At 64.0% G+C, this 25,939-nt stretch carries 25 protein-coding genes; 3 read left to right on the top strand and 22 right to left on the bottom strand.

Annotated elements, in window-relative coordinates:
* The first annotated feature begins 142 nt into the window (after window positions 1-142).
* Complete coding sequence (locus tag AC1D75_RS01375; RefSeq protein WP_495513541.1) at window positions 143-310, top strand: hypothetical protein; 168 nt, start codon at window positions 143-145, stop codon at window positions 308-310.
* Window positions 311-327: 17 nt separating this feature from the next.
* On the opposite strand, the gene AC1D75_RS01370 is transcribed toward AC1D75_RS01375, so the two are convergent.
* The 18 genes from AC1D75_RS01370 to AC1D75_RS01285 form a co-directional block, all read right to left on the bottom strand.
* Window positions 328-807 (bottom strand): carboxymuconolactone decarboxylase family protein, encoded by a 480-nt coding sequence (locus AC1D75_RS01370; RefSeq protein WP_495513540.1) that lies wholly within the window; start codon window positions 805-807, stop codon window positions 328-330.
* Window positions 804-1,901: an NAD(P)H-dependent amine dehydrogenase family protein gene (locus AC1D75_RS01365; protein WP_495513539.1), complete on the bottom strand. Its 1,098-nt coding sequence runs from the start codon at window positions 1,899-1,901 to the stop codon at window positions 804-806. The genes AC1D75_RS01370 and AC1D75_RS01365 overlap by 4 nt, the downstream gene beginning before the upstream one ends.
* Window positions 1,902-1,949: 48 nt before the next feature.
* On the bottom strand, window positions 1,950-3,551 hold the full coding sequence (gene nuoN, locus AC1D75_RS01360; protein WP_495513538.1) for an NADH-quinone oxidoreductase subunit NuoN: 1,602 nt from the start codon (window positions 3,549-3,551) through the stop codon (window positions 1,950-1,952).
* The gene (locus tag AC1D75_RS01355; RefSeq protein WP_495513537.1) at window positions 3,548-5,113 is read right to left on the bottom strand and encodes an NADH-quinone oxidoreductase subunit M; all 1,566 of its coding nucleotides are present in this window, start codon (window positions 5,111-5,113) and stop codon (window positions 3,548-3,550) included. The genes nuoN and AC1D75_RS01355 overlap by 4 nt, the downstream gene beginning before the upstream one ends.
* Window positions 5,110-6,993: an NADH-quinone oxidoreductase subunit L gene (gene nuoL / locus AC1D75_RS01350; RefSeq protein ID WP_495513536.1), complete on the bottom strand. Its 1,884-nt coding sequence runs from the start codon at window positions 6,991-6,993 to the stop codon at window positions 5,110-5,112. The genes AC1D75_RS01355 and nuoL overlap by 4 nt, the downstream gene beginning before the upstream one ends.
* A gap of 7 nt (window positions 6,994-7,000) precedes the next feature.
* Complete coding sequence (gene nuoK / locus AC1D75_RS01345) at window positions 7,001-7,300, bottom strand: NADH-quinone oxidoreductase subunit NuoK (protein ID WP_495513535.1); 300 nt, start codon at window positions 7,298-7,300, stop codon at window positions 7,001-7,003.
* Window positions 7,297-8,082: an NADH-quinone oxidoreductase subunit J gene (locus tag AC1D75_RS01340; RefSeq protein ID WP_495513534.1), complete on the bottom strand. Its 786-nt coding sequence runs from the start codon at window positions 8,080-8,082 to the stop codon at window positions 7,297-7,299. The genes nuoK and AC1D75_RS01340 overlap by 4 nt, the downstream gene beginning before the upstream one ends.
* Window positions 8,083-8,115: 33 nt before the next feature.
* Complete coding sequence (nuoI, locus tag AC1D75_RS01335; protein WP_495513533.1) at window positions 8,116-8,649, bottom strand: NADH-quinone oxidoreductase subunit NuoI; 534 nt, start codon at window positions 8,647-8,649, stop codon at window positions 8,116-8,118.
* Window positions 8,642-9,880 carry an NADH-quinone oxidoreductase subunit NuoH gene (nuoH, locus tag AC1D75_RS01330; protein WP_495513532.1) on the bottom strand — a complete coding sequence of 413 codons (1,239 nt, stop codon included), beginning with the start codon at window positions 9,878-9,880 and terminating at the stop codon, window positions 8,642-8,644. The genes nuoI and nuoH overlap by 8 nt, the downstream gene beginning before the upstream one ends.
* Window positions 9,877-12,282, bottom strand: coding sequence for an NADH-quinone oxidoreductase subunit G (locus AC1D75_RS01325; protein WP_495513531.1), 2,406 nt, complete (start codon window positions 12,280-12,282; stop codon window positions 9,877-9,879). The genes nuoH and AC1D75_RS01325 overlap by 4 nt, the downstream gene beginning before the upstream one ends.
* On the bottom strand, window positions 12,279-13,604 hold the full coding sequence (gene nuoF, locus AC1D75_RS01320) for an NADH-quinone oxidoreductase subunit NuoF (protein WP_495513530.1): 1,326 nt from the start codon (window positions 13,602-13,604) through the stop codon (window positions 12,279-12,281). Before nuoF ends, AC1D75_RS01325 begins: the two co-directional genes overlap by 4 nt.
* A gap of 1 nt (window position 13,605) precedes the next feature.
* Complete coding sequence (gene nuoE, locus AC1D75_RS01315) at window positions 13,606-14,436, bottom strand: NADH-quinone oxidoreductase subunit NuoE (RefSeq protein ID WP_495513529.1); 831 nt, start codon at window positions 14,434-14,436, stop codon at window positions 13,606-13,608.
* Window positions 14,433-15,716, bottom strand: coding sequence for an NADH dehydrogenase (quinone) subunit D (gene nuoD, locus AC1D75_RS01310; RefSeq protein WP_495513528.1), 1,284 nt, complete (start codon window positions 15,714-15,716; stop codon window positions 14,433-14,435). The genes nuoE and nuoD overlap by 4 nt, the downstream gene beginning before the upstream one ends.
* Window positions 15,716-16,411, bottom strand: a complete 696-nt coding sequence (locus AC1D75_RS01305; RefSeq protein ID WP_495513527.1) for an NADH-quinone oxidoreductase subunit C — start codon at window positions 16,409-16,411, stop codon at window positions 15,716-15,718. Before AC1D75_RS01305 ends, nuoD begins: the two co-directional genes overlap by 1 nt.
* Window positions 16,408-16,962 carry a NuoB/complex I 20 kDa subunit family protein gene (locus AC1D75_RS01300; RefSeq protein WP_482136979.1) on the bottom strand — a complete coding sequence of 185 codons (555 nt, stop codon included), beginning with the start codon at window positions 16,960-16,962 and terminating at the stop codon, window positions 16,408-16,410. The genes AC1D75_RS01305 and AC1D75_RS01300 overlap by 4 nt, the downstream gene beginning before the upstream one ends.
* A gap of 42 nt (window positions 16,963-17,004) precedes the next feature.
* Complete coding sequence (locus AC1D75_RS01295) at window positions 17,005-17,400, bottom strand: NADH-quinone oxidoreductase subunit A (protein WP_482136980.1); 396 nt, start codon at window positions 17,398-17,400, stop codon at window positions 17,005-17,007.
* Window positions 17,401-17,668: 268 nt separating this feature from the next.
* Complete coding sequence (locus AC1D75_RS01290; RefSeq protein ID WP_495513526.1) at window positions 17,669-18,088, bottom strand: response regulator; 420 nt, start codon at window positions 18,086-18,088, stop codon at window positions 17,669-17,671.
* A gap of 38 nt (window positions 18,089-18,126) precedes the next feature.
* The gene (locus AC1D75_RS01285; RefSeq protein WP_495513525.1) at window positions 18,127-20,289 is read right to left on the bottom strand and encodes an MMPL family transporter; all 2,163 of its coding nucleotides are present in this window, start codon (window positions 20,287-20,289) and stop codon (window positions 18,127-18,129) included.
* A gap of 199 nt (window positions 20,290-20,488) precedes the next feature.
* Here AC1D75_RS01285 and AC1D75_RS01280 point away from each other — a divergent pair, with 199 nt between their 5' ends.
* A complete protein-coding gene (locus AC1D75_RS01280) occupies window positions 20,489-21,298 on the top strand; it encodes a crotonase/enoyl-CoA hydratase family protein (RefSeq protein ID WP_495513524.1) in 810 nt (269 codons plus the stop codon).
* A 96-nt stretch (window positions 21,299-21,394) separates the two neighbouring features.
* On the opposite strand, the gene AC1D75_RS01275 is transcribed toward AC1D75_RS01280, so the two are convergent.
* The 4 genes from AC1D75_RS01275 to AC1D75_RS01260 all read right to left on the bottom strand — a co-directional run bounded on the left by AC1D75_RS01275 (window position 21,395) and on the right by AC1D75_RS01260 (window position 24,964).
* Window positions 21,395-22,561 carry a thiolase family protein gene (locus tag AC1D75_RS01275; RefSeq protein ID WP_495513523.1) on the bottom strand — a complete coding sequence of 389 codons (1,167 nt, stop codon included), beginning with the start codon at window positions 22,559-22,561 and terminating at the stop codon, window positions 21,395-21,397.
* 51 nt (window positions 22,562-22,612) lie between these two features.
* Entirely contained in the window at window positions 22,613-23,770 is a 1,158-nt protein-coding gene (locus tag AC1D75_RS01270; RefSeq protein ID WP_495513522.1) for an acyl-CoA dehydrogenase family protein, read from the bottom strand.
* Window positions 23,771-23,876: 106 nt separating this feature from the next.
* Window positions 23,877-24,323 carry a hypothetical protein gene (locus AC1D75_RS01265; RefSeq protein WP_495513521.1) on the bottom strand — a complete coding sequence of 149 codons (447 nt, stop codon included), beginning with the start codon at window positions 24,321-24,323 and terminating at the stop codon, window positions 23,877-23,879.
* A gap of 137 nt (window positions 24,324-24,460) precedes the next feature.
* Window positions 24,461-24,964: a hypothetical protein gene (locus AC1D75_RS01260; RefSeq protein WP_495513520.1), complete on the bottom strand. Its 504-nt coding sequence runs from the start codon at window positions 24,962-24,964 to the stop codon at window positions 24,461-24,463.
* Between the two features lie 125 nt (window positions 24,965-25,089).
* Here AC1D75_RS01260 and AC1D75_RS01255 point away from each other — a divergent pair, with 125 nt between their 5' ends.
* Window positions 25,090-25,884 (top strand): enoyl-CoA hydratase/isomerase family protein, encoded by a 795-nt coding sequence (locus tag AC1D75_RS01255; RefSeq protein WP_495513519.1) that lies wholly within the window; start codon window positions 25,090-25,092, stop codon window positions 25,882-25,884.
* The last annotated feature ends 55 nt before the right edge of the window (window positions 25,885-25,939 follow it).

Genomic DNA, 25,939 nt, shown 5'->3' with positions numbered 1-25,939 from the left:
TGCGGTTGTCCGATTTCCCGTTACACTTGTGCTCTGAATCACAGTAGCAACGCCGGGTGCACTGAATCACAGCTTGATTCTCGTCCAGTGCAACCCCTGACTTGCTCGCCTGGTGATGACTGACCGCATAGGAGATGTTGCAGTGGCCGAACGCCTGTACTACTCGAATCCGCCGATGGGTCCCTCGACGCTTGTCGGGGAGGGCGGGGCCAGGCTCCATGCCATCGTCATGTCACAGAAAAATCGGTGGCGTATCAAGCTGGCGAGTTCGGACTTTCGGTCGATAGTCGGGCTTCCCTGGGTGGTCTGAACGCCGAAGGCTTGCGATCAGTGGTTCGGCAGCACGCAGGCGGTGTCCAGGCCGAGAACGCGGTTGAGGCGACCGAAGGCCAGCCACGAACCCAGGCACATGCTCAGCTCAACGATTTCGCGCTGCTCGTAGGCGGCGGTCATCCGTGACCAGAACTCGTCGTCAAGCCCGTGATGGTCTACCGCATACCGCTCGGCGTACTCGGCCGCCAGGCGGGTGCGGACGTCGAAGGCGTCAGTGGTGCGCCAATTCTCGACCGCATCGTCGAAGTTCGGCTCCACCTTCACGCCGTCCCGCTCGGTCCGCCAGTCCTGGCAGAACACGCAGCCGTTGATCTGAGCGATCCGGAGGCGGGCCGCTTCGAACTCCCGAAGACCCAGTGTGGAATCCGAATAGACCTTCATCGAGAAGTTGGCCGCCGCACCACCGATCGCGGGCACCATCTCACCCCACACGTAGGAGATCGGGTCTTTGCCGTCGGGTACGTCGATTCTCATGTCGGTGTCTTTCTCTTCAGTTTGCCGAGAGCCGGCGTGAGTGGAACGTCGAGTGCGTCGTACAGGCCGGGGCCGGCCGCGCGGAGCCAATTGATCGAGTTCACCAATCTGCCCACCGCCGTGGCGTTTCCACCGGCGGCACGGTTGCCGCCCTCATCGGTCGCCTCGACACTGATCTCTATCCGCGGACGACCTTCGATGATCACCTTGTGCGCGCCGTCCCCACCGTCGGGCGGCATCGGCCAGTCCGGTGCGCAGGAGGGGTGGATCCGGGTGATGTGTTCGATGACGATCAGCGGTTCACCGTCGACGATGCCCTGGATCTCGAAACGCAGGGCTCCCTGGGTGCCCGCGGCGAACGTCCCCATCTGCGCGGTCTCGATCGTGGTTTCCAGTGGCCGGCGAAGGAGGGTTTCCCGGATCTCATCCACCTCGACCCCGAGGGCGCGGGCGATGAGCCGAATCTGCCCACCCCACACCATCGTCGGGACACCTTGCGCCACCATCGGCGGGTCGTAGTCCATGGGTTGCCCCATCCCGATGAGATAACGCACCGAGTCGGGCTGGTCGTAGGTTGTGTAGTCGAAGATCTCCTGGCAGCGGACCTGATCCACGGTCGACGCCAAACCACTCGCGAGGATCGGCAGGATGTCGTTGCCCCACCCGGGATCGACTCCGGATACGAAGAGGGATCCACCGCCGTCGTCGATGGCGGCGAGTACGGGGTCGCGCAGCTGCGCGGGGGCAGAGGTGGGGTCGTAGAGCGCATAGAGCGACGGGCTGACCACCGTCGCGCCGACCCGGATCGCCCGGGTGATGTCGGAGAGAGCGTCGTCGGGTCTGACGTCGCCGGACGCCGCATAGACAACGGACTCGGCGCCGGCCAGGGCTTTCTCGACGTCGTCGGTGGCCATCACCCCAAGACTGCGGCCGACGTCGGCGATGTCGCCGGCGTCTCGCCCGACCTTGTCGGGGTTGTGCACGATGACCGCGGTGAGTTCGAGATCGGGATGGGCGTCAACCGCGCGAATCGCGGCCCGCCCGACATTTCCGGTTCCCCACACCACGGTCCGGACCGCGCTCGGACTACTCATCAGGCCAGAATATAGAACACGTTCCACTTTTTCCGGCGGTCCGAGATGTCAGCGATAGAACACCGCGGCATTGTCGGCGAGATCGAGTAGCGGTTGCGGGAAAATGCCGATCAACACGGTGGCGGCGGCGCTGATTCCGATGGTCACGGTGGTGGCGAGATTGGGTGCCACCACCGTCGGGGCATCGGAATCGGTATCGGGTTCGGTGAAGAACATCAACCCGATCACCCGGATGTAGAAGACCACGGCGATCGCACTGCTGAGTACACCGACGATCACCAGTGGTACGGCTCCGCTGGAGGCAGCAGCTTCGAATACCGCGAACTTGCTGACAAATCCACTGGTCAATGGGATTCCGGCGAAAGCCAGCAGGAACAGTGCGAACACTGCTGCCACCATCGGCGAACGCCGACCGAGTCCGGCCCAGCGCGACATGGCGGTCACCTCGCCCGCACTGTCCCTGACCAACGTCAGTACCGCAAAAGCTCCCACCGTGCTGAAGCCGTAGGCCACCAGGTAGAACATGGTCGACGACAGGCCATCTCGGCTGATTGCGATCACGCCGGTCAGGATGAATCCGGCGTGGGCCACCGAGGAATAGGCCAGCATCCTCTTCATGTCGGTCTGGGTGATCGCAACAACGGAACCGAGGACCATGGTCGCGATCGCCACCGCCCACATCACCGGACGCCAATCATCCTTGAGGTCCGGTAGCGCGACGTAGAAGACCCGCAGGACCGCACCGAACGCAGCGATCTTGGTGGCGGAGGCCATGAAGGCGGTGATCGGGGTGGGAGCGCCCTGGTAGACGTCGGGGATCCAGTAGTGGAACGGCACGGCGCCGATCTTGAAGAGCAGCCCCACCGACACCAGTCCGGCACCGATCAGCGCCAGAGTCCGATCGGCGGTGTCGGCGTCGACGGCTCCGGCGATCTCATCGAGCTGAACAGACCCGGCGTACCCGTAGAGGAAGGCGGCGCCGAACAGGAAGAACGCCGACGAAAAGGCCCCGAGCAGGAAGTACTTGAGTGCTGCCTCCTGCGACAGCAACCGACGCCGGCGGGCCAGCGCGCAGAGCAGATACAACGGCAGCGACAGCACTTCGAGGGCGATGAACATTGTCAGCAGATCGTCCGATGCCGGGAACAGCAGCATCCCGCCGACCGCGAACATGACCAGTGGGAAGACCTCGGTCTGGATGATCCCGGCCCGCGTTGCGGTGTGCTCGTTCTCGCTGCCGGGTACGGTCGCGGCGGCAGAGGTGAACGCGTCCAGGACACTTCGTCCGCCCGATGCGGCGGTGCCCACCCCGGCGGCCGCTGCAACTCCGGCCGACGTCCGCTGCGCGATGAGCGGGATGGCCAATGCCGACACGACCAGGATGGTGCCCTGCATCAGCAGCGCCGGGCCGTCGACGGCAACCGCACCCACCGCTGCTGATGCATTGGTACCGGAAAGTGCCACAACAGCTATGAACGCCGCGGCCAGGCCGCCGATGCTCAACACCAGTTGTCCGACATAGCGGTGACGGGCCGGTGCAAAGGCTTCGACCAGCACGCCGACCACTGCCACGCCGAACACGATCAGCATCGGTGAGAGCTGGGCGTATTCGATGGACGGTGCGGGCAACACGTCTGCAGCGGAGTTCATCGTGGTCCTCCGTCGGGTTCGGCGACAGCGGGCGCCGGATCTTGTTCGTCGATGACGGTCAGGGTGTGGCCGACAGCGGGATCGATCACGTCCAGGGCAGGTTTGGGATAGATGCCGAGCACCAGCAGCAGGGCGAGGAGCGGTGCCACGACCATGAGCTCACGTCGCTTGAGGTCGCCTATCTGTTCGTTGCCCTTCGACACCGGACCGGTCATGATGCGCTGGAACATCCACAGCACGTAGAGGGCAGCCAGGACCAGGGCGATCGAGGCGCAGACCGCGGCCACCGGATAGCGCGTGAAAGTGCCGATCAGGACAAGGAATTCGCTGACAAAGGGTCCCAGGCCCGGTAGTGACAGGGTGGCAAGCCCCGCGACGAGGAACGTTCCGGCCATGACCGGAGCGACCTTCTGGACCCCGCCGTAGTCGGCGATGTTGCGGGTGCCTCGCCGGGTCACCAGGAAGCCTGCGATGAGCATGAGTGCGGCCGTGGCGATCCCGTGGTTCACCATGTACAGCGTCGACCCGGCTTGTCCCTGACTGGTCAGCGCGAAGATACCCAGGATGATGAAGCCGAAGTGGGAGATCGACGTGTACGCGATGAGTCGCATCATGTCGGTCTGCCCGATCGCGAGGATCGCGCCGTACACGATGCCGATCACGGCAAGTGTGATGATCAGCGGCGTGAAATACCTAGTGGCATCAGGAAACAGCTGGACGCAGTAGCGCAACATCGCAAACGTGCCGACCTTGTCGACAACGGCCATCATGAGCACAGCACTGGCCGGTGTCGCCTGAACGGCTGCGTCGGGCAACCAGGTGTGGAGTGGCCAGAGCGGGGCCTTGACCGCAAAGGCGAACATGAATCCGAGGAATAGTGCCTTGGCCACGGTGGGATCGATGTCGAGTGCGCCCGACGAGATCGCGGCTACGATCTCGCGGAAATCGAAGGTGCCACCGCCGTGATCGACGGTGACCACGTACAGCCCGATCACCGCCGCCAGCATGACCAGTCCGCCGACGAGGTTGTAGAGCAAGAACTTCACCGCCGCGCGTGTGCGTTCTCCGGCCTCGCGGGGACCACCGAATCCGGCGATGAGGAAGTACATCGGGATCAGCATGGCTTCGAAGAAGATGTAGAAGAGCAGGATGTCGAGTGCGGTGAACGAGATCATCACCATCGCCTCGACCAGGAGCATCAGTGCCACGTAGCGGTGTGTGGCCCGCCTGCGCTCCGGATCGGCGTCATGCCAGCCGGCAACCAGCAAGAGCGGCAACAGAACCGCCGTCAGGATGACCAGGGCCAATGCGATCCCGTCGATTCCCAGCGAGTATGTGGCTCCGAAAGCCGGTATCCACGATCTGGATTCGACGAATTGGAACTGTGCACCCCCGGTGTCGAAGTCGATCGCGAGGCCGATGGAGATGGCGAGTACCACCGCCGAGGTGGCCAGGGCGATCCACTTCACGTGCTCGCGCATCCGTGGCGGCAAGCCGAGGATGATGACGGCGCCCACGGCGGGTACCGCCCATAACAGTGTCAGCCAGGGAACGTCGCTCACCACACCCTCACCACCATCATCATCGCGACCACCAGAGCGGCGCCGGCAAACACCGACAGCGCGTACGAACGGACGAAACCGGTCTGGAGGTGACGCGCGCCCGTCGAGACCGCCGACACCGCGGTTGCAACGCCGCGGACGATACCGTCAACACCTCTGGTGTCGACCGCACCCAATGTGGTGGTGAGCTTTTGGCCGGGACGCATGAACACTTCCTCGTTGAATGCATCGCCGTAGAGGTCCTGGCGGGCGGCCTCGGTCAACGGTGTCACGTCGTCAGGGGCGACTTCGGGAACGGTGCGCCCGGCATACTGGCGGTAGGCGATCCCCACCCCGACGAGCACCACGGCCAGGGTGCTGACGGTGATCACCCAGACCGGCACCCCGAGATGTTCGTGGTGTTCCCCGACAACGGGTTCCAGCCAGTCTTGCAACGAGCTGCCGAGTACCAGGAGTCCGCCGGCCCCGACCGAGCCAAGTGCAAGCACGATCATCGGGGCGGTCATCAGCGTCGGCGACTCATGGGGGTGCGTGTCGGGTGCCCACCGCCGGTCTCCGAAGAAGGTCAACAACATCACGCGTGTCATGTAGTACGCGGTGATCCCGGCGCCGAGCACCGCCACGGTACCGAGGATGATGCCCTTGGTACCACCTGCCGCCCAGGCGGTTTCGATGATCTTGTCTTTGGAGAAGAAGCCGGAGAACGGTGGGATGCCGATGATCGCGAGGTATCCGAGGCCGAAGGTGACAAACGTGATCGGCATCAGGGTCCGCAGTCCGCCGTACCGGCGCATGTCTGTCTCGTCGTTCATGCCGTGCATCACCGAACCGGCGCCGAGGAAGAGTCCGGCCTTGAAGAACCCGTGGGTGATCAGGTGCAGGATGGCGAACGCGTACCCGGCCGGCCCCAGCCCGGCGGCGAGGACCATGTAGCCGATCTGGCTCATGGTCGATGCTGCCAGTGCCTTCTTGATGTCGTCCTTCGCGCAACCGATGATCGCGCCGAAGAGCAGGGTCACCGCGCCGACGATCACCACGGCCAGTTGGGCATTCGGGGCCAGGTTGAAGATCGGTCCCGAGCGCGTGATGAGGTAGACGCCCGCGGTGACCATGGTGGCCGCGTGGATCAGCGCGGAGACCGGTGTCGGGCCCTCCATGGCGTCACCGAGCCAGGATTGCAGTGGGACCTGGGCCGATTTCCCGCAGGCTGCGAGTAGCAGCATGAGTCCCAGCGCGGTCAGAGTTCCTTCGCCGGCCTCTCCGGCGCCACCGAACACCTCGGAGAAGCCGACCGAGCCGAACGTCGCGAACATGATCATCATGCCGATCGCCAGACCCATGTCGCCGACCCGGTTGACCACAAAGGCCTTCTTGGCGGCGGCTGCCGCAGCGGGCCGCTCGTGCCAGAAACCGATCAGCAGGTACGAGGCCAGGCCGACGCCCTCCCACCCCAGGTACAGGCCGAGGTAGTTGTCGGCGAGCACCAGCAACAGCATTGCCGCCAGGAAGAGGTTCAGATACGCGAAGAACCGGCGTTTTCCGGGATCGTCCGCCATGTAGCTGACGGAATAGATGTGGATCAGCGACCCGACGCCGGTGATGAGTAGGACAAAACACATGGAGAGCTGGTCGAGCTGTAATCCGAAGTCGACCTGCAGTTCTCCGACCGGGACCCACGTGAACAGGGTCTGACCCATCGACCGGTCGTCGGTGGACTTGCCGAGCATGTCGATGAATGCGGCGACGCCAAACGCAAATGACGCCAATGCCATCAGGCAACCGAGTAGATGTCCCCACCGGTCGGTGCGCCGACCGCCCAGCAACAGAACCGCGGCCCCGGCGAGCGGCAGTGCCGGAAGAACCCAGATGAGTTTGTCCATGGCCGGCTCAGAGTTTCAGCAGATCGGCGGCGTCGACCGAGGTCGAACGACGGGTGCGGAATATCATCATGATGATCGCCAGGCCGACAACAACTTCCGCGGCGGCGACGACCATGGTGAAGAACGCGATCACCTGGCCGTCGAGATTGCCGTGCATACGGGCGAAGGTGACAAACGCGAGGTTGCAGGCATTGAGCATCAACTCGACACACATGAACACCACGACGGCGTTCCGGCGGACCAGAACACCCGCGGCCCCGATGGTGAACAGGAGCACAGAAACATAGAGGTAGTTCTCCGGATTCATGATCGGCGCTCCGTGTCGCGGATTCCGGGACCCGGACCGGTTGGGTCGCGGGGAACGAGGACGTCGCTGACCGACAGGTCGGAATAGGAACCATCGGGTAGGCGCGCAGGCATGTCGACCGCATTGTGGCGGGCGTAGACACCGGGATTGGGCAGGGGTGTGGCGCGTTCACCGTCACGGAACCGGTTGATGGACATCTCCCTCTGGGTTGCCTTGGGGCCGAGTCGTTCCCGATGGGCGAGCACCATCGCGCCGAGGGTGGCGGTGATCAGCAGCGCGCCGGTCAGTTCGAACGCCCACAGGTATCGGATGAAGATGATCTCGGCCAGACCTTCGACGTTGCCACCCGCGTTGGCCGCCTCGACTCCGGCAAACGTGGTGACCGAGGCGCTGCCGACACCGGCGATGAGGAGGATTCCGAATCCCAGTCCGGCCACGATTGCCCCGAGGCGTTGTCCCCGAATGGTTTCGACCAATGAATCCGTCGAGTCGACACCCACGAGCATGAGGACGAACAGAAAGAGCATCATCACCGCGCCGGTGTACACCACCACCTGCGCGACGCCGAGAAACATCGCACCCTGTGCAATGTAGAAGACGGCAAGGATGATCATGGTCATCGCCAGGAAGACCGCCGAGTACACCGCTTTGGCCGAACACACCACGCCGAGGGCGCCGAGGACGGCGATCGTGCCGAGGATCCAGAACTGCACTGCCTCAGCGGTTGACGTCTCGGTCAGCGGCTGCGTGACAAGTGTCGATGCGGACAACAGGCTGTTCATTGCGATTCTCCTTCGGGTGTCATCGGCGGGGTGTCACCGGGGCGTGCTCGGTGGCATCACCTCACCGATGACGTTGCCGCGGTAGTAGTCCTCGTCGGTGCTCCCGGGTGCCATCGCGTGCGGTGGTGGCGTCATACCGTCGGCAAGTGGGGCGAGGAGTTGGTCTTTGTCATAGATCAGGTCGGCCCGGTTGTCGTCGGCCATCTCGTAGAAGTTGGTCATCGTCAAAGCGCGTGTCGGACAGGCCTCCACGCACAGTCCGCAGCCGATGCACCGTAGGTAATTGATTTGGTAGACAACGCCATAACGCTCACCCGGTGAGTAGCGATCGTCGTCGGTGTTGTCGGCGCCCTCGACGTAGATCGCGTCGGCCGGGCAGGCCCAGGCGCACAATTCGCAGCCGATGCACTTCTCCAGTCCGTCGGCGTACCGGTTGAGTTGGTGGCGCCCGTGGTATCGCGCGGCAGTGGGTTTCTTGACCTCGGGATAGAGCTCGGTGGTGTTCTTCTTGAACATCGACAGGAAGGTCACACCGAAACCGGCCAGGGGCTCGAATGGGTTACGCATCGCTGCTCTCCTTGATCGGTGGGACCGGGAATCCGCCCGCCATGGCATCGAAGGGTTCTATGCGTTCGACGAGTTCGGGTTCAGCGCGACGGCGATCGCGCATGCCTCGGAACACTTTCCACAACACCGCGATCAGGGCCAGTGCCACGACCACCCCGACCACGCTGATGACGGCGGTGGCGCTGCTGTATCCCTCGTTGCGGAGCGCGCGGACGGTGGCGACGACCATCACCCAGGTCAGGGAGACCGGGATGAGGATCTTCCAGCCCAGCGCCATGAACTGGTCGTAGCGCAGCCGCGGCAGGGTGGCGCGCAGCCAGATGAAGAAGAACAGGAATCCCCAGACCTTGGCCACGAACCAGATCAGCGGGAACCATCCCGAGTTGGCGCCGTCCCAGAGCGAAATCGGCCACGGTGCATGCCATCCGCCGAAGAAGAGGGTGGCCGCCAGCGCCGAGACGGTGGCCATGTTGATGTATTCGGCGAGCATGAACATCGCAAACCGTAGCGACGAATACTCGGTGTGGAAACCACCGACGAGTTCACCCTCGGCCTCGGGGAGATCAAAGGGTGCGCGGTTGGTCTCGCCGACCATCGAGATCACGTAGACCACAAACGAGGGCAGCAGCAGGAATACGTACCAGGTGCCGTCCTGCGCCGCGACGATGCCCGAGGTCGACATGGTCCCAGCGTCCAGGAACACCGCGGCGAAGGTCAGGCCCATGGCGATCTCGTAGGAGATCACCTGCGCACTCGACCGCAGGCCACCGAGGAGGGGATAGGTCGATCCGGACGACCAGCCGGCGAGCACGATCCCGTAGACCCCCACCGACGTGACCGCGAGGATGTAGAGGACGGCCACGGATAGATCGGTCAGTTGCAGCGGCGTCTGGTGCCCGAAGATCGACACCTGCGGACCGAACGGGATGACCGCGTACGCCATGATGGCCGGTACCACCGAGATGATCGGTGCGAGCAGATAGATCGGCTTGTCGACCCCGGCCGGGATGATCCCTTCCTTCAGTGCGAGTTTCACCCCGTCCGCAAGGCTTTGGAGCAAACCCATCGGACCGACCCGGTTCGGCCCGACGCGGGTCTGCATCCAGGCCATCACCCTGCGCTCGGCGAGTATGCCGACCAGGACGGTCAGCACCAGGAAGACGAAGATCGCCAGGGCCTTGATGATGATCAGCCACCACGCGTCGTGGCCGAACGCGGACAGGTCGGTCATGAGCGTTCCACCCTGGCCGCCGGAGTGATCTGAACGGACTGTCCCACAGCCGGGCCCAGTGCCGAATAGACCGAGCTGCCCGGTGAGTTCAAGGGCAGCCACACCACACGATCGGGCAAGTCGGTGATCTCCAGCGGCAGCGTGATCGATCCCCGCTCGGTGCTCACCGTGACCAAGTCGTCGTCATGAACGCCGTTTTCGGCAGCGGTGGCTGCCGACAGCCGCACCACCGGACGGCGTGCGGTGCCGGCCAGGTGCGGTTCACCATCCTGCAGGCGCCCGGAGTCCAGCAGCATTCGCCAGGCGGCCAGGACAGCCCGGCCCGGTGAGGTCTCGGCCACGTCGGCAACTGCTGTCGCAGCGGGTGTTTCGAAGGCGCCGTCCCAGGCGCCGAGCCGACCGAGTTCGTCGCGTGAACTGGCCGCGTCGGGAAGGTCGATGTCGCGGCCCATCTGGCGCGAGATCGCGTCGAGGACCCGCTGATCGGGCATCGCACCGTCACTGGGCAGGGCGGCCTCGAACGAGCGTGGACGTCCCTCCCAATCCACGAACGTGCCACTTTTGCGAACCACGGGCGAGACCGGGAACACGACGTCCGCGTGGGCGGTGACGTCGCTTTCCCGCATCTCCAGGCTCACCACAAACGGCACGGCGACAAGTGCCGCGAGCGCAGCGTCGGGATCGGGCAGGTCGGCGAGTTCCACACCACCGACCACCACTGCGTCGACATCGCCTGCTGCGGCGGCCGAGAGGATCTCACCGGTATCGAGCCCCGGCGTAGGCGGCAGCTCGGTACCCCAGACCTGACGCACCTGGGCGCGTGCGATGCCGTCGTGGACCGGTCGACCGCCGGGGAGGAGGTTTCCGAGCGCACCGACCTCGAGAGCTCCCCGTTCACCCGCCCGTCGCGGTACCCATCCGATCGACGCCCCGGTGGCGTCGGCGAGTGCGCCCACGGCGGTCAACGCTCCGGGAACCTGGGCCAACCGTTCGCCGACCAAGATGACCGCACCCGGCTTGCGAAGCAGATCGGAGCCCTGGAGTTGTTTCAGCGCAGCAGGTTCGCCGCCGGGCGCGACCTTGACCAGACCACCCGACATCTTCCTCAGGCCATTGCCGGCAAAGGGCGCGATCGAGATCACGGTCAGTCCGCGTTTACGAACCGCCTTGCGCAGCCGCAGGAATATGATCGGCGATTCTTCTTCCGGTTCGAATCCCGCGAGCAGTACGGTCGGCGCCTTCTCGAGGTCGGAATAGGTCAGGGCCATGGGGCGGCCGGCGATCCGGGAGGCCAGGAAAGACGCTTCTTCGGCCGAGTGTGCCCGGCTTCGGAAGTCGACGTTGTTGGTACCCAATGCCGTTCGGGCGAACTTCGCGTACGCGTAGGCATCCTCCGCGGTGGCGCGGCCACCGACCAGTACCCCGGTTCGGGTACCTGCCGACTTCAGACCGGCCGCGGCAACGGCAACGGCCTGCGGCCAGGATGCGGCGACCAGGATGCCCTCGGCGTTGCGGATCATCGGCGTGGTGATCCGGTCCCGTGACGTCTCGTAGGTGAAGGCCCATCGGCCCTTGTCGCAGTTCCACTCTTCGTTGACCTCGGGGTCGTCTCCGGCCAGGCGTCGAAGCACCTTGCCGCGCCGATGATCGGTGCGTTGCGCGCAGCCATCGGCGCAGTGCTCGCACACACTGGGACTGGACACCAGATCAAAAGGGCGGGCCCGGAACCGGTATGCCGCCCCGGTCAGTGCGCCGACCGGGCAGATCTGCACCGTATTACCGGAGAAATACGATTCGAAGGGTTCGTCTTCGGCGATCCCGACCTGTTGCTGGGCGCCGCGTTCGAGGAAGTCGATGAACCGATCACCGGCAACCTGATCCGAGAACCGGGTGCAGCGCGCGCACAACACGCACCGTTCGCGGTCGAGAAGTACCTCCGATGACAGCGGAATCGGCTTGGGGAACGTTCGTTTGACGCCCTCGAACCGCGACTCGGCCGCCCCGCTCGACATGGCCTGGTTCTGCAGTGGGCATTCACCACCCTTGTCGCAGACCGGACAATCGAGGGGATGGTTGATCAGCAACAGCTCCATGACGCCGCGCTGGGCCTTCTCCGCAGCCGGCGATGTCAATTGCGTCCGGACCACCATCCCGTCCGAGACCGTGGTGGTGCACGAGGCTAGGGGTTTACGTTGACCCTCGACTTCGACAAGGCACTGTCGGCAGGCGCCCACCGGATCGAGGAGCGGGTGGTCGCAGAATCGGGGGATCTGCACACCGATCAGCTCCGCGGCACGAATAACCAACGTGCCCTTGGGAACCTTGAGTTCGGTGCCGTCGATGGTGATCGCCACAAGGTCGGTCACGGCTGAGTCGGGGGCCGAACTGTTGGTCAGCGTCATGATGCACCTACCTGGTCGAACAGCGCGGGGCTTGCCGGTTCGAACAGGGTTGACCTGGCCGGATCGAACCGGCATCCACCACCGTGGAGGTGTTCGATGTATTCATCACGGAAGTACTTGAGGGAAGACATGATCGGGCTGGCCGCACCGTCGCCGAGAGCACAGAACGACTTTCCGAGGATGTTGTCGGAGATGTCGAGGAGCTTCTGCAGATCAGCGCCGGTGCCGGTTCCGTTCTCCAACCCGCGCAGAATCTGAACCAGCCAATACGTGCCCTCGCGGCACGGCGTGCATTTACCGCAGGATTCGTGGGCGTAGAACTCGGTCCATCGCAGAACCGCTCGGACCACGCAGGTGGTGTCGTCGAAGATCTGTAATGCCTTGGTACCCAGCATCGAACCGGCCGCGCCGACGCCTTCGTAATCGAGGGCGACGTCGAGGTGCTCGGCGGTGAACAGGGGCGTCGAAGAACCGCCAGGCGTCCAGAACTTGAGTTGGTGGCCGGCTCGGACGCCGCCCGCGTAGTCGAGCAGTTCACGCAGGGTGATGCCGAGTGGGGCCTCGTACTGGCCGGGGGTGGTGACGTGCCCGGACAGTGAGTACAGCGTGAAACCGGGTGACTTCTCTGTGCCCATGCTCTGGAACCAGTCGTTGCCACGCAGGATGATCGGGGGCACGCTGGCGATCGACTCGACATTGTTGACCACCGTGGGGCTGGCGTAGAGACCGGCAACCGCCGGGAAAGGGGGACGCAGACGGGGTTGGCCGCGGCGGCCTTCGAGGGAGTCGAGCAGTGCGGTTTCTTCGCCGCAGATGTAGGCGCCGGCTCCGGCGTGGACCACCAGTTCCAGGTCGAATCCGGACCCGAGGATATCGCTGCCCAGGAGGCCGGCCCCGTATGCCTCGGCGACCGCGGTCTGTAGGCGACGCAGCACCGGAATCACTTCGCCACGAACGTAGATGAATGCGTGCGAGGCCCGAATCGCGTACGCCGCAATGATGATGCCCTCGATCAACACATGAGGTGTGGCCAGGAGCAGAGGTATGTCTTTGCAGGTTCCGGGTTCGGATTCGTCGGCATTGACAACGAGGTAGTGCGGTTTGCCGTCCCCCTGGGGGATGAAGGACCACTTCATCCCGGTGGGGAATCCGGCACCACCGCGTCCGCGCAGACCCGAGGCCTTCACCGTCGCGATGAGGTCGTCGGGGTCCATCGCCAGGGCCTTATCGAGCGCGTCGTAGCCCTCGTGGCTCCGGTAGGCGTCGAGGGTCCAGGATCGGGGTTCATCCCAGTGGCGGGACAGCACTGGTGTCAAAGGCATCTCAGCTCGCCTTTCCGGGAGGCACGTCGGCAGACGGTGCCGGGGCAGGCTTGTCGGCCTTCGACTCCGCGGCCGCCTGTTCGTCGTCGGGGCCTGCGACGTCGTCAGAAGCCGTGGCCTCCGGAGCCTGCATGTCGCGTTCTTTGGCGATGCGATGCCCGGCCAGCGTCGGAGCACCCGGTTCGGCCGCATCCGATGCCCCCTCGCGAGGGTCGCCGAATCCGGCCAGGATCCGGGCGGTTTCGCGGAACGTGCACAGTGGCGCTCCGCGACTGGGTGTCACCGGGTCACCCCGGCGCAGTGCGTCCACCAGGTCGCGACCGGATCCGGGTGTTTGGTTGTCGAAGAACTCCCAGTTGACCATCACCACCGGCGCGTAGTCGCAGGCCGCGTTGCATTCGATGTGTTCCAACGTGATCGAGCCGTCGGGAGTGGTCTGTCCGATCTCCACTCCGAGGTGTTCGTGCAGGTCGGCAAGGATCTGATCACCGCCCATCACGGCGCACAGCGTGTTGGTGCAGACCCCGACGAGGTAGTCACCGGTCTCTTCGCGCCGATACATCGAGTAGAAGGTGGATACCGCCGTGACCTCGGCGGGGGTGAGTCCGAGTTGGTCTGCGCAGAAACCGATTCCGGCAGGTGTGATGTATCCGTCCTCGCTCTGCACGAGATGGAGCAACGGAAGCAGGGCCGACCGCGCGCTGGGATACCGGGCGATGATCTGCATCGCGTCACCGGTCAGGCGAGCGGCCACATCGTCCGGGTATCGGTGGGATTCGGCGGCAACATCGCGCGGTGTACCGAAGTCGATGAAGACCGGTTCGGCGCTCATCGGTCCACACCCCCCATCACGGGGTCGATCCCGGCCACGGCGGCGATCACGTCGGAGATCATCCCGCCCTCGCACATCGCCGCCACCGCTTGGAGATTCGTGAACGACGGATCCCGGAAGTGAACCCGATAGGGGCGAGTGCCACCGTCGGAAACCATGTGGACACCGAGTTCGCCGCGGGGAGATTCGACCGGGATATAGACCTGTCCTGGCGGAATCCGCATCCCTTCGGTGACCAGTTTGAAGTGGTGGATCAAACCTTCCATGGACGAACCCATGATCTCGGAGATGTGTTTCGGGGAGTTTCCCAGACCGTCGTCGCCGACGGTGAGCTCGGCAGGCCACGCTATTTTCTTGTCTTCCACCATGATCGGGCCCGGACGAAGCCGGTCGAGACATTGCTCGACGATCTTGAGTGACTCCTTCATCTCCTTGACCCGGATCTGGTAGCGGCCGTACGAGTCGCAGGCGGTATCGGTGATGACGTCGAACTCGTACTTCTCGTAGCCGCAGTACGGAGAGGACCGACGCAGGTCATGGGCCAGTCCCGTGGCCCGCAAGATCGGTCCGGTGACACCCAGGGCCATGCATCCGGTGAGGTCGAGATAGCCGACGCCGCGGGTCCGGGCCTTCCAGATGTAGTTCTCGCTCAGCAGATCTTCCATGTCGCGCAGGCGCCCGGGTAGTACGCGGAGCACCTCGCGGACTTTCTCGACCGCCCCGTCGGGCAGGTCCTGGGCCAGCCCGCCGGGCCGGATGTAGGCGTGGTTCATCCGCAGACCGGTGATCATCTCGAAGACGTCGAGGATCAATTCCCGTTCGCGGAAACCGAAGAGCATTGCGGTCACCGCGCCGAGTTCCATGCCACCGGTCGCGAGCGCCACCAGATGGGACGAGACCCGGTTCAGTTCCATCAGCATCACCCGGATGACGTTGACCCGCTCGGGGATCGCGTCGGTGATATCGAGAAGTTTCTCAACCCCGAGGCAGTAGGCGGTCTCGTTGAAGAACGGGGACAGATAGTCCATCCGGGTGACAAACGTGACGCCCTGGGTCCAATTGCGGAATTCGAGGTTCTTCTCGATCCCCGTGTGCAGGTAGCCGATACCGCAGCGGGCTTCGATCACGGTCTCGCCTTCGAGCACGAGGATCAGACGCAGCACACCATGGGTCGATGGATGTTGCGGTCCCATGTTGACGACGATCCGCTCCTCGCCCGCGCCGGCAGCGGCGCTGACGATTTCGTCCCAATCCTGTCCGGTCGCGTTGTAGGTGGTCATCAGTTGTACGACCTCCGCTGGTCGGGCGGTGCGATGCGAGCACCCTTGAACTCGACCGGGATACCTCCGAGTGGGTAGTCCTTGCGTTGCGGATGACCCTCCCAGTCGTCGGGCATCTGGATCCTGGTCAACGCCGGATGGCCGTCGAAGACGATCCCGAAGAAGTCGTAGGTTTCCCGTTCGTGCCAATCGCAGGTCGGATAGATCGCGTACAGGGACGGGATGTGTGGATCGGCGTCCGGCACAGCAACTTCGATTCGAATCCGGCGGTTGTGGGTGATCGACAGCAGTGGATAGACGGCATGGAGTTCGCGGTCGGTCTCGTCGGGGTAATGCACACCGCTGACACCGAGGCACAGTTCAAACCTCAGGCCGGGTTCGTCGCGGAGCGCACCGGCAATCGCCGGTAGATGTTCGCGGCGCACGTGGATGGTCAGTTCGTCGCGGAACACCACGACCTTCTCGATGGCCACGTCGGCATCCGGTCCTCCCCGTGCGGTCAGAGTCCGACCGAGTTGGTCGACAACGTCGTCGAAGTAGCCGCCGTAGGGCCGGGATGTGCGCTCGGGCATGAAGATCGGGCTGACCAGGCGGCCGTACCCGGAGGTGTCACCACTGCCACTCGCACCGAACAGTCCGCGGCGGGTGCCGATCACCTCGCGTCCGGAGTCCTTCTCTGGTGTCGGGGGAGTCATCGCAGCAACCCCTTCATCTCGATGGTCGGGGTGGCCGACAGTGCGGCCTGTTCGGCTGCGCGGATCGCTTCGTCGCGATTGACACCGAGCGGCATCTCCTGGATCTTTTCGTGCAGCTTGAGGATTGCGTGCAGCAGCATCTCGGGCCGCGGCGGACACCCCGGTAGGTAGATGTCGACAGGGACGACATGGTCGACGCCCTGGACGATGGCGTAGTTGTTGAACATCCCACCCGATGATGCACAAACACCCATGGCCAGAACCCATTTCGGCTCCGCCATCTGGTCGTAGATCTGGCGGAGAACCGGCGCCATCTTCTGACTGACCCGGCCGGCGACGATCATCAGGTCTGCTTGGCGGGGCGAGGCGCGGAAGGCTTCCATCCCGAAGCGGGCGATGTCGAAACGTCCACCGCTGGTGGCCATCATCTCGATGGCGCAGCAGGCCAAACCGAATGTTGCCGGCCACAGTGAGCCTTTGCGCATGTACCCGGCCAGGCCCTCGACCGTGCTCAGCAGGAATCCGCTGGGGAGCTTTTCTTCAAGACCCATGATGGACACTCTCTTTCGGGCAGCGTGCTCGGTTCGAGCCGGTCAGTCCCAACTCAGTCCGCCGCGCCTCCATTCGTAGGCGTACGCCACCGAGACATTGAAGATGAACAGCGCCATCGCAATCAGGCCGAACACGCCGAGCGAGTCGAAGTAGACCGCCCACGGATACAGGAACACGATCTCGATGTCGAAGATGATGAACAGCATTGCGGTCAGGTAGTACTTCACCGGGATGCGCTGTCTGGTAACACTTCCCGAATCGATGTCGGTTCCCAAGCCGCCCAGTGGATTTGGGATAGGTTCGATGCCGCACTCGTACGCTTCTAGTTTGGCGCGATTGTATCGGCGGGGGCCGACGACGCCCGCGAGAACAGCTGACCCGACCGCGAATGCCACTGCGATCAGACCGAGTACAAATATCGGCACATACAGGTTCACGTGTGCGAGTTGCTCCTTCCCAGCGAGTGGTTGCGGAGTGGCGGCGACGCTCGGACAGGGCCGATTCAGGGGTCGATGTTCGTGCTCGGATCACCCAGGGGACCGTGTGTGATCTGAGACACACACTACCTTCGGCCGGGTCTGCGGCGACACCGTTACGGGCTGGGACGGCCGTGCTGATTTGTAATCGCAGTTATCTGGATCGCTCATAAAAGGACGGACGGCGTGAACTGTGGAAACGGGAACGATGAGAGGTCAAAAGATGGGTCTACGGGCGTGAACGCAGTACCGTAACCACGGCTTTCGTGAGCGCAAAGGGGTCGATCGGGCGGGAAACCACGGCCTCGGCCTGCGACCACGACGCCAGCCATCGATCTTCCACACGGCCGGTGAGCAAGATGATCGGCGGGCAGTCGACGATCTCGTCCTTCAGTTGCCGCGCGATGCCCATCCCGCCGGCCGGAGCCGCCTCACCGTCGAGGATCACCAGGTCGATGCTCCCGGCGTCCATCTCGCGGATCACTCCGGGGCCGGTGGCCACCTCCACGTAGAGGAAGGGGTCGAGGCCGTCAGGCGGGAAGTCGCCGAGGGCAGCGATGATCTGCCTGCGGGTGCTCGCGTCGTCGCTGTAGACGAGGACACGTTTGGCATCCAGGCGATTGTTGGTGCGTACCGGTGTTTCGGTCACGGGGCCGATGCTACTCGTCGGGGAGCCTGCGGATTTGGTCAATGAACAATAGGTTCCGGCGACTTCGGTCCGTCGCCTCCCGGGCCGGGTGCGTCTGCATCGGCGTCAGTCGCAGGCGGTTTGGATCGTTTCGTCGGCCACCAGAATGCGCTCCTCTGCAACACCGAGAGTCCGGGGACCAACATCGGCGCCATCACCAGTGAGGCCAGCAGTACACCGATTGCCACGCCGGTCCCGAGTTCCCGCAGATTGTCCAGCCCGGTGAGGATCAGCGAGGCGAAGGTCAACGCGAGGATGGTGCCTGCTGCGGCGGCCGTGGGTCCGCTGCCCGCGACGGCGATCCTGGCGGCCTCGGCAGGTCGATGGCCGTTCAGGAACTCTTCTCGGATGCGCTCGCTCAGCAGGATGTTGTAGTCGGTCCCGATGGCCACCACGAACAGATAGAGGACGATCGGCGTTGTGAAGTCGATCCCGTCGAGTCCTGCGGCGAACAGGAAGACGATGACAACCGCTCCGAGGGTGGCACCGAAGGTGAGACCCACGCAGACGAGCAGGTTGAGTGGTGCGAGCACGGATAGGAGCAGCAACCCGAGAATGAGGCCCACGATCACCACGGCCACCGGGAACACCCGTTTGCTATCCGAATCGAGTTGCGAGCGGACGTCCGCGAGTGTCGCCGACTCGCCCCCGACGAGTACTTCGGCATCGGGTATCGAGCTCTGGGCGGCCTTGTTGAGTGGACCTTTGGCGAGATCGAGTGCGCCGGATGTATATGGCCCGTCGGTCAGGATGACCTCCATCACCGCTGCTGTGCCGTCCGTACTGATCCTGGGTTCCGACACCGATGCCACACCGGGGACCTTGCTGAGATTGCTGCTGAGCGTCGCCAATTCGTCTTGTGGAACCGGCCCCTCGGTCTTGACGTACACCTGAGTGGGACTGAGTGCACCTTGGGGGAAAGATGCGGAAAGGGTGTTGTAGGCCTCGAGAGAGGGGGTGTCAGAAGGCATTTCGTTGAGCGTGTCGTATGTCGATTTGTATGACGGCGCGAAAACCGTCAACACGATCAGCCCGGCGGCGACGATCACCACCACAATTGCCGGGCGGTGTCCGACAAATCGACTGATGGGACCATAGGGCGACCGCTTCGACTCGGTGCCCGGACCCAGCGGCCAGAACAGGTACTTGCCCAGCACGGCGCAGAGTGCGGGTATCAATGTCAGGGCGGTCATCAGCATGAGCGCCACGGCGATGATCAGCCCGGGTGCAAGCGAATTCAACAAGCCGAGCCTGGCCAGGAACAGGGCGGCGAACGCGCCGATCACGGTGATGGCGGATGAAGCGACCACCCGTCCGATCACCCTGGTCGACTGGAGTAGCGCTTCGTGGTGGTTGGCGCCCTGTCGCAGATGTTCCCGATATCGGAAGAGCAGGAACACGATGTAGTCGGTACCAACTCCGAAGAGAACCACCAGCAATATGGCATCGAGGGTGTTGGGAACCTTGAAGTCGAACAGATCGGTGGCAAAGGCGGTCACGCCGCGAACCGCAAGGTAGACGATGCCGATCACGACGATGGGTACCACCGCGATGATCGGGCTGCGGAAGACCAGACCCAGGGTGAGCACGATGACGATGACGGTCGCGATGGTGATGATGTTCTCGGCATTGTCGTATGCCGAGTCGGTGTCGACCAGGATCGAGGCGTTGCCCGTCAGGCCGGCTCGAAGGCCGGTGCCCTCCAGCGCTTTGTCGGCGGCTTTGCGCACCTTTGGCACCGCGTCATCGACGTCGTCGGCGCCTGCCTGGCCGGCAAAGGACACCTGCAGGACGGCCACTTTTCCATCCGGCGAGAAGGACTCTTCGCTGCCGGTGACCGCGGTGACGCCCGGGATCTTCTCGTTCTGCAACGTGGTGGCGAGTCCGAGGGCGGTCTGCTGATCCGTGGTCGACAGTGGAGCACCATCGGTCCGTGAGATCACCAGCGTGCCGGTGGCGCCTGCAGAGGCGGGAAAGTATTCGTCGGCGAGTTTTTGCGCCTTCACCGACTCGAACGATTTGGGAAGAAAATCCTGATTGTTGCCGCTGGTGTGATCCCCGAGGCTGGGCGAGAACACGATGATGAGCAACGCGATCACGGCCCAACCCGCAATCACTCGCCACGGGTGACCGACAACGACGCGTGCGATGAATGCAAACATTCGAATCCTGTTCGCTGACAACGTGTCTGTCTTTTTCGGGTGGCCACTTGTTGCCGCCGGGTGAGGCGACCCGCCGCGCGGTGCGACGACGCATCAGAGCTGGCCAATTTTAACGTGATTCCAATTCGGCGAGTGTGCTTACTGAATATTCGGCTGCGCGCGGGTTAGCGGACCATCGTCTGGTGGATAGGATCGCGTGATGACTGCCGCGAACGATGTTGTCCTTGCCCAGACCGAGGGTCACGTCACCACCTGGACGCTGAACCTGCCGGAGAGCCGCAACCCGATCTCCGGGGACGAGGTGGTGGATCGGCTGGTCGAGTTGGTTCAGCTCGCGAACACCGATCCGCAGACCCGCGTGGTGATCCTCACCGGTGCGGGCAGTGCGTTCTCGGCGGGCGGCAATGTCAAGGACATGGTCGATCGCAACGGCATGTTCGGCGGAAAGCCGCATCAGATCTTTCAGGGCTACCGGCGTGGGATCCAGCGTTTGGCACGTGCGGTGTACACCTGCGAAGTGCCGATCATCGCGGCCGTCAACGGCCCGGCGGTTGGCGCGGGTTGTGACCTGACGCTGATGTGCGACATGCGCGTCGCCTCCACGAAGGCGTTCTTCGCGGAGAGTTTCGTCAAGCTCGGGATCATCCCGGGTGACGGCGGCGCGTGGCTGTTGCCGCGGGCTGTCGGCGCCGCGCGGGCTGCCGAGATGGCGTTCACCGGCGATCGCGTCGATGCCGCGACCGCATTGGACTGGGGGCTGGTCTCGCGGGTCGTCGAACCCGAGGACCTGCTGACCACCGCCCGGGAACTCGCCGCGCGGGTCGCCGTGAACCCGCCGCATGCACTGCGCGCCACGAAGCGGCTACTGCGCGAATCGGGTCGGCAGGATTTCGACGGATTCCTGGAACTGTCGGCGGCCCTGCAGGCCCTGTCGCATCCGACCGAGGATCATCGAGAAGCGCTGGCAGCCTTCAACGATCGACGCGTGGGGGACTTCACCGGAGAATGATCCCCTTGGCGTGCAGGCTCTTCCGATCACTCACCGGCACTGTGCAACTCCGGTATGCGGACGAAAAGCCTGCACGCGCAAGGGATGCGGGACGACTCAGACCAGTTCGATGATGGTCGCGTTGGCCATGCCGCCGCCCTCGCACATCGACTGCAGACCGAACTGAATTCCGTTGCTGCGCATGCGGTGGATCATGGTCGTCATCAAGCGCGCGCCCGATCCGCCGAGCGGATGGCCCAGTGCCATCGCGCCACCTTCGGGATTGAGCAGTTTGTAGTCGGCACCCGTGGCACGCTGCCATCCGAGTGATACCGAGGCGAACGCCTCGTTGATCTCGAAGGTCCCGATGTCGTCGATCGACATCCCGGCGCGCGCCAAAACCTTTGCCGTGGCCGGGATCGGGCCCTTGAGCATGGTGATCGGATCAGCACCGACCACGGCCACCGAATGCACGCGTGCCAACGGTGTCCAACCATTGGCCGCCGCGATCTCGCTGGTGGTCACCAGCAGTGCCGCAGACCCATCGGAGATCTGCGAGGCATTGCCCGCCGAGACGACGCCGTCTTCCTTGAACGGGGTCTTGAGCGCACCGAGCTTTTCGAGTGTGCCGCCACGGCGCACGCCTTCGTCGGTGGTCACCACCGTGGTGGTCCCGTCTTCGCCCGTCACCGTGATCGGCGCGATCTGGTCGGTGAAACGACCTTCGTCGATGGCGGTGGCCGCACGCTCGTGCGAGTCGAGGGCGTGCTGGTCGAGATCGGTACGGCTGAGCCCGAATTCGTCGGCGATCATCTCCGCGCCGGTGCCCTGATTGAACGCGAAGTTGTCATACCGTGCCCGGACCATCGGGCCGTATGGCTCCCCGTGGAGTCCGCCCGCACGCGTCGCCCCCATGACAACCCGTGACATCGACTCGACGCCACCGGCGACGGCGATGTCGTAGTGGCCTGCGATGACACCGGCCGCCGCGAGGTGAACGGCCTGTTGCGACGAGCCGCACTGGCGGTCGACGGTGAAACCGGGAACCTCTTCGGGCCAGCCTGCGGCCAGCAGCGCGTATCGGCCGATACATGCGGCCTGTTCGCCGACCTGCGAGACACAACCCCAGATCACGTCGTCGACGGTGGCGGGGTCGAGGTTGTTGCGGGCGGCCAGGGCTTGGAGAACCTGGGCCGACAGGTCAACCGGATGGACTCCGGCCAGTCCGCCGTTCCTTTTGCCCACCGGGCTGCGGACGGCATCGACGATCACTGCATCACGCATCTGCGTATGTCTCCTGAGGTGAGAGGGCTATTGATTGATGAACGAAGTTGGCTAGATACCAAGGGATTTCGCGATGATGGTCTTCATGACCTCACTGGTTCCGCCGTAGATACGCGAGACACGGGTGTCGGCGTAGAGGCGGGCGATGGGGTACTCGGTGACGTATCCGTAGCCGCCGTGCAGCTGCAGGCACTTGTCGATGACCCGGCCGGCGCCCTCCGTGCAGAAGAGCTTGGCTTTCGCGGCGTCGGGAACGCTGAGTTGTCGCTGGTCGTGCAATTCGAGTGCGTGGTCGGCCATCAAGACGATGGCATCGACGTCGGTGGCGCACTCGGCCAGAACGAACTTGGAGTTCTGGAACGACGCCAGCGGCTTACCGAAGATGGTGCGTTCCTTGACGTAGTTGATGCCGTGTTGCAGGGCTGCCTGGGCGGAGGCCGAAGCCTGTAGCGCGATGGTCAGACGCTCCTGGGCGAGATTGTGGGTGAGGTAGTTGAAACCTTCGCCCTCTTCACCGAGGCGATCGGCGACCGGCACCCGGACGTTGTCGAACGACAGCTCGGCGGTGTCGGAGGCCTTGAGCCCGATCTTCTCGAGCTTGCGACCCACCGAGAAACCCTCCGACGTGGTGTCGACGCACAGGATGGTCAGCCCCGAGCGCCGGTTCTCCGAGGTGCTGGATGCGGTCCGGCAGACAACCAGGATGAGGTCGGCGAGCGCGCCGCCGGTGATGAACGTCTTGGAACCGCTGAGGGTGTAGTACTCGCCGTCCTCTGACAGTTTGGCAGTGGTGGCGATGTTGGCCAGGTCCGATCCGGTGCCCGGCTCGGTCATCGCGATGGCGGTCATGATCTCACCGGAGATGAATCCGGGGAGCCAACGCTTCTTCTGCTCCTCGGTCGCGTATTCGACCAGGTACGGCAGGATCAGGTTGGAGTGCACCGAATACGAGCCGAACGTGACGCCGGCGCGGGCGGCCTCCTCGGTGACGATCGCCGTGAACTTGAACGAGTCCGAACCGCCGCCACCGAACTCCTCGGGGGCTTCGATGCCGAGGATGCCCAACTCGCCGAGTCGGTTGTAGAACTCGCGGGGCGGATGCCCCTGCACCTCCCACTCGTGGTGCACCGGAACGACCTCGCGATTGATGAAATCGCGAATCACCTTGCGAAAAGCTTCATGTTCTTCGTTGAACACTGTCCGAAGCACTGTGCCTCCATCCCCAGATGCCCGTGCTCCGGGAGATCCGACAGCACACAGCGGCGAATTCGAACATAGAGCACCTGGGGATGGAGCGATAGGGCTAAGTGAACGGTCAGCCCAGCGGGATCTGCATGGTCCCGTCGTTGAAGCAGCCGGTCAGTGTCTGGAAGTCCCCCGCGAAGCCGGGGCCATCTGTGCAGGTGGCACGGTTGACTCCGTCCACGGTGACCTGGCCACCGGGGCCGGCGATACCGATCGCGAGACCCGGTTTCACGCCTTCCATGTTTACCTCTGCTCCGGGACCGATGGCGATGGCTGCGGGTCCGGCGAAGTTGTCTCCGATTGCATAGGCGGTGCCATCGTCAAGCGTGATGGCCAGGGTCAATCCGGTCGGCCCGGAAGCGGCCGAGCAGTCCTCGGCTGTGGCTGATTGCCCTGGTAGGGCCGGGCAGATGGACACCGGGGCGGCGGATGCCCCCGGTGCAGCGGCAAAGGCCAATGCCGCGCTACCTGCGACAGCGGCGAGAACACCTGTGGTCGTGCGCGCAATTCGATTCATGGAAATACTCCTCATCTGGTGCGTTCTGGCGGGCACAGGGGCTTCGTGACGACGCCAGATGTAGATGGGTTTCCTGAAATATCGGATTTCTAAACCGATTCGAACTGGACTTCGAGTGAAGGTCGAGTCTCCGTGGGTTACTCGATCGAAAACGAGATGGTGTCGGCGCCACTGGTGCAGTTGGAAAGCACTCCGCGGGTTTGTGAGGGGCCGCAGTCCCACCCCTGGACCTGCTGGGGTTTACCGGTCGCGATCATGGGTGCGTATTCGTCGGCGATCGGCATCGCCACGGCGCAGTCGATCGAGCTGCCTTCGAGGATGATGACGTGCAACGCCCCGTCCGGTCCGTTCACGGTGTCGCAACGGGTGCCATCGAGGTCGGGCAGCAGTTTCGATTCCGGGATCGATGTTGCCGGGGGCAACGATGGCCCCGGGACGGCAGGCGCGTTCGAATTCTGAACGGCCGTACTGCCGGTCGCAGGCGGGATCGCAGCCGAGGTGTCGGTGGTGACAACCTGTGCCGACGACGGTGGCGAATCATCCGATTGTGCGGAGTCGTCGTCGGAGCAGGCGGTCAGTGCCAGTGCCAGGCTTCCGGCAACAATCGTGGCCCCGAGGAGTTTGGAGATCGCTGCGCGCATGCGCCAACCGTAGCGAACCGTGGGTACTTGCTCGCCGAAAGCCGGAACGGGGTCCGGCGCAGATCGTGCGCTGCTAGGAATCAATAGGTAGGTCCGAAGCGGAAGACGCAGGGAGACAACACGCGATGAGTGGTTCGTCGACGATCGATGGTGCACCGGTTCTGGTCGAGCACCTTGACGCGGTCCGGTTGATCACTCTCAACCGCCCACACGTCCGCAACGCCATCGACCTCCCGTTGCGAATCGCACTGGCCGAGGCCATCGAATCGGCCATGGACGATTCCGGTGTCCGGGTAGTGGTGATCACCGGTGCCGGAGGCTTCTTTTGTTCGGGCGGGGACATCTCCACGATGGGTCCGTTGTCCCCTGACCAGGCCCGAAGCCGTGGTCAGGCGGCCGCGCGAGTGGTCCGGGCGATCTGGAACGGCTCGAAACCCGTTGTGGCAGCGGTTGAGGGACCGGCGTTCGGCGCCGGGGCAGCGCTGGCGCTTGCCTGCGATCGGGTGGTGGCTGCACGTGACAGTTCATTCGGGACGACCTTCACCGCTGTCGGCCTCGCCGGTGACATGGGCATCTTCGTCAGCTTGCCTGCCCGGATCGGCATGCCTGCAGCGAAACAGTTGCTGATGTTGCCGCGTCGCATCGGTGGTGAAGAGTCCGGCCGCCTGGGGCTGGTCGACTCGGTGGTCGATCCCGGAACGTCGCTGGAATCTGCTCTGGCAGATGCGAATCGCCTTGCGCAGGGGCCGCCGCTGGCGCTGGCGGCCATCAAGTCGCAGATGGGGAAGTCCGCGCGCGATCGGTCGGGTGTGCTCGACGACGAGGTCGAGAATCAGGTTGCTCTGTGGCAGAGCGACGATTTCACCGAGGGTGTGACGGCATTCCGGGAGAAGAGACCGGCCCACTTCCGCGGTCGGTGACGCGGGTCACCAACGCACCTGGCGTGTGACCGATCCGTCAATATTGCACCCGTCA

Source organism: Williamsia sp. Y712 (assembly GCF_059445525.1).
Note: the sequence above shows the minus strand (reverse complement) of the source record. Positions and strands in the feature narration are given on the sequence as shown.

Excerpts from the sequence above, each read along its gene's own strand:
- AC1D75_RS01285 (WP_495513525.1), bottom strand. The coding sequence starts at position 20,289 with ATGTTTGCATTCATCGCACGCGTCGTTGTCGGTCACCCGTGGCGAGTG.
- nuoN (WP_495513538.1), bottom strand. The coding sequence starts at position 3,551 with ATGAACTCCGCTGCAGACGTGTTGCCCGCACCGTCCATCGAATACGCC.
- AC1D75_RS01265 (WP_495513521.1), bottom strand. The coding sequence starts at position 24,323 with ATGAATCGAATTGCGCGCACGACCACAGGTGTTCTCGCCGCTGTCGCA.
- AC1D75_RS01305 (WP_495513527.1), bottom strand. The coding sequence starts at position 16,411 with ATGACTCCCCCGACACCAGAGAAGGACTCCGGACGCGAGGTGATCGGC.
- AC1D75_RS01255 (WP_495513519.1), top strand. The coding sequence starts at position 25,090 with ATGAGTGGTTCGTCGACGATCGATGGTGCACCGGTTCTGGTCGAGCAC.
- AC1D75_RS01300 (WP_482136979.1), bottom strand. The coding sequence starts at position 16,962 with ATGGGTCTTGAAGAAAAGCTCCCCAGCGGATTCCTGCTGAGCACGGTC.
- AC1D75_RS01275 (WP_495513523.1), bottom strand. The coding sequence starts at position 22,561 with ATGCGTGATGCAGTGATCGTCGATGCCGTCCGCAGCCCGGTGGGCAAA.
- AC1D75_RS01365 (WP_495513539.1), bottom strand. The coding sequence starts at position 1,901 with ATGAGTAGTCCGAGCGCGGTCCGGACCGTGGTGTGGGGAACCGGAAAT.
- nuoL (WP_495513536.1), bottom strand. The coding sequence starts at position 6,993 with ATGGACAAACTCATCTGGGTTCTTCCGGCACTGCCGCTCGCCGGGGCC.
- nuoD (WP_495513528.1), bottom strand. The coding sequence starts at position 15,716 with ATGACCACCTACAACGCGACCGGACAGGATTGGGACGAAATCGTCAGC.
- nuoI (WP_495513533.1), bottom strand. The coding sequence starts at position 8,649 with ATGCGTAACCCATTCGAGCCCCTGGCCGGTTTCGGTGTGACCTTCCTG.
- AC1D75_RS01260 (WP_495513520.1), bottom strand. The coding sequence starts at position 24,964 with ATGCGCGCAGCGATCTCCAAACTCCTCGGGGCCACGATTGTTGCCGGA.
- nuoK (WP_495513535.1), bottom strand. The coding sequence starts at position 7,300 with ATGAATCCGGAGAACTACCTCTATGTTTCTGTGCTCCTGTTCACCATC.
- AC1D75_RS01370 (WP_495513540.1), bottom strand. The coding sequence starts at position 807 with ATGAGAATCGACGTACCCGACGGCAAAGACCCGATCTCCTACGTGTGG.
- nuoH (WP_495513532.1), bottom strand. The coding sequence starts at position 9,880 with ATGACCGACCTGTCCGCGTTCGGCCACGACGCGTGGTGGCTGATCATC.
- nuoF (WP_495513530.1), bottom strand. The coding sequence starts at position 13,604 with ATGCCTTTGACACCAGTGCTGTCCCGCCACTGGGATGAACCCCGATCC.
- AC1D75_RS01340 (WP_495513534.1), bottom strand. The coding sequence starts at position 8,082 with ATGAACAGCCTGTTGTCCGCATCGACACTTGTCACGCAGCCGCTGACC.
- nuoE (WP_495513529.1), bottom strand. The coding sequence starts at position 14,436 with ATGAGCGCCGAACCGGTCTTCATCGACTTCGGTACACCGCGCGATGTT.
- AC1D75_RS01280 (WP_495513524.1), top strand. The coding sequence starts at position 20,489 with ATGACTGCCGCGAACGATGTTGTCCTTGCCCAGACCGAGGGTCACGTC.
- AC1D75_RS01325 (WP_495513531.1), bottom strand. The coding sequence starts at position 12,282 with ATGACGCTGACCAACAGTTCGGCCCCCGACTCAGCCGTGACCGACCTT.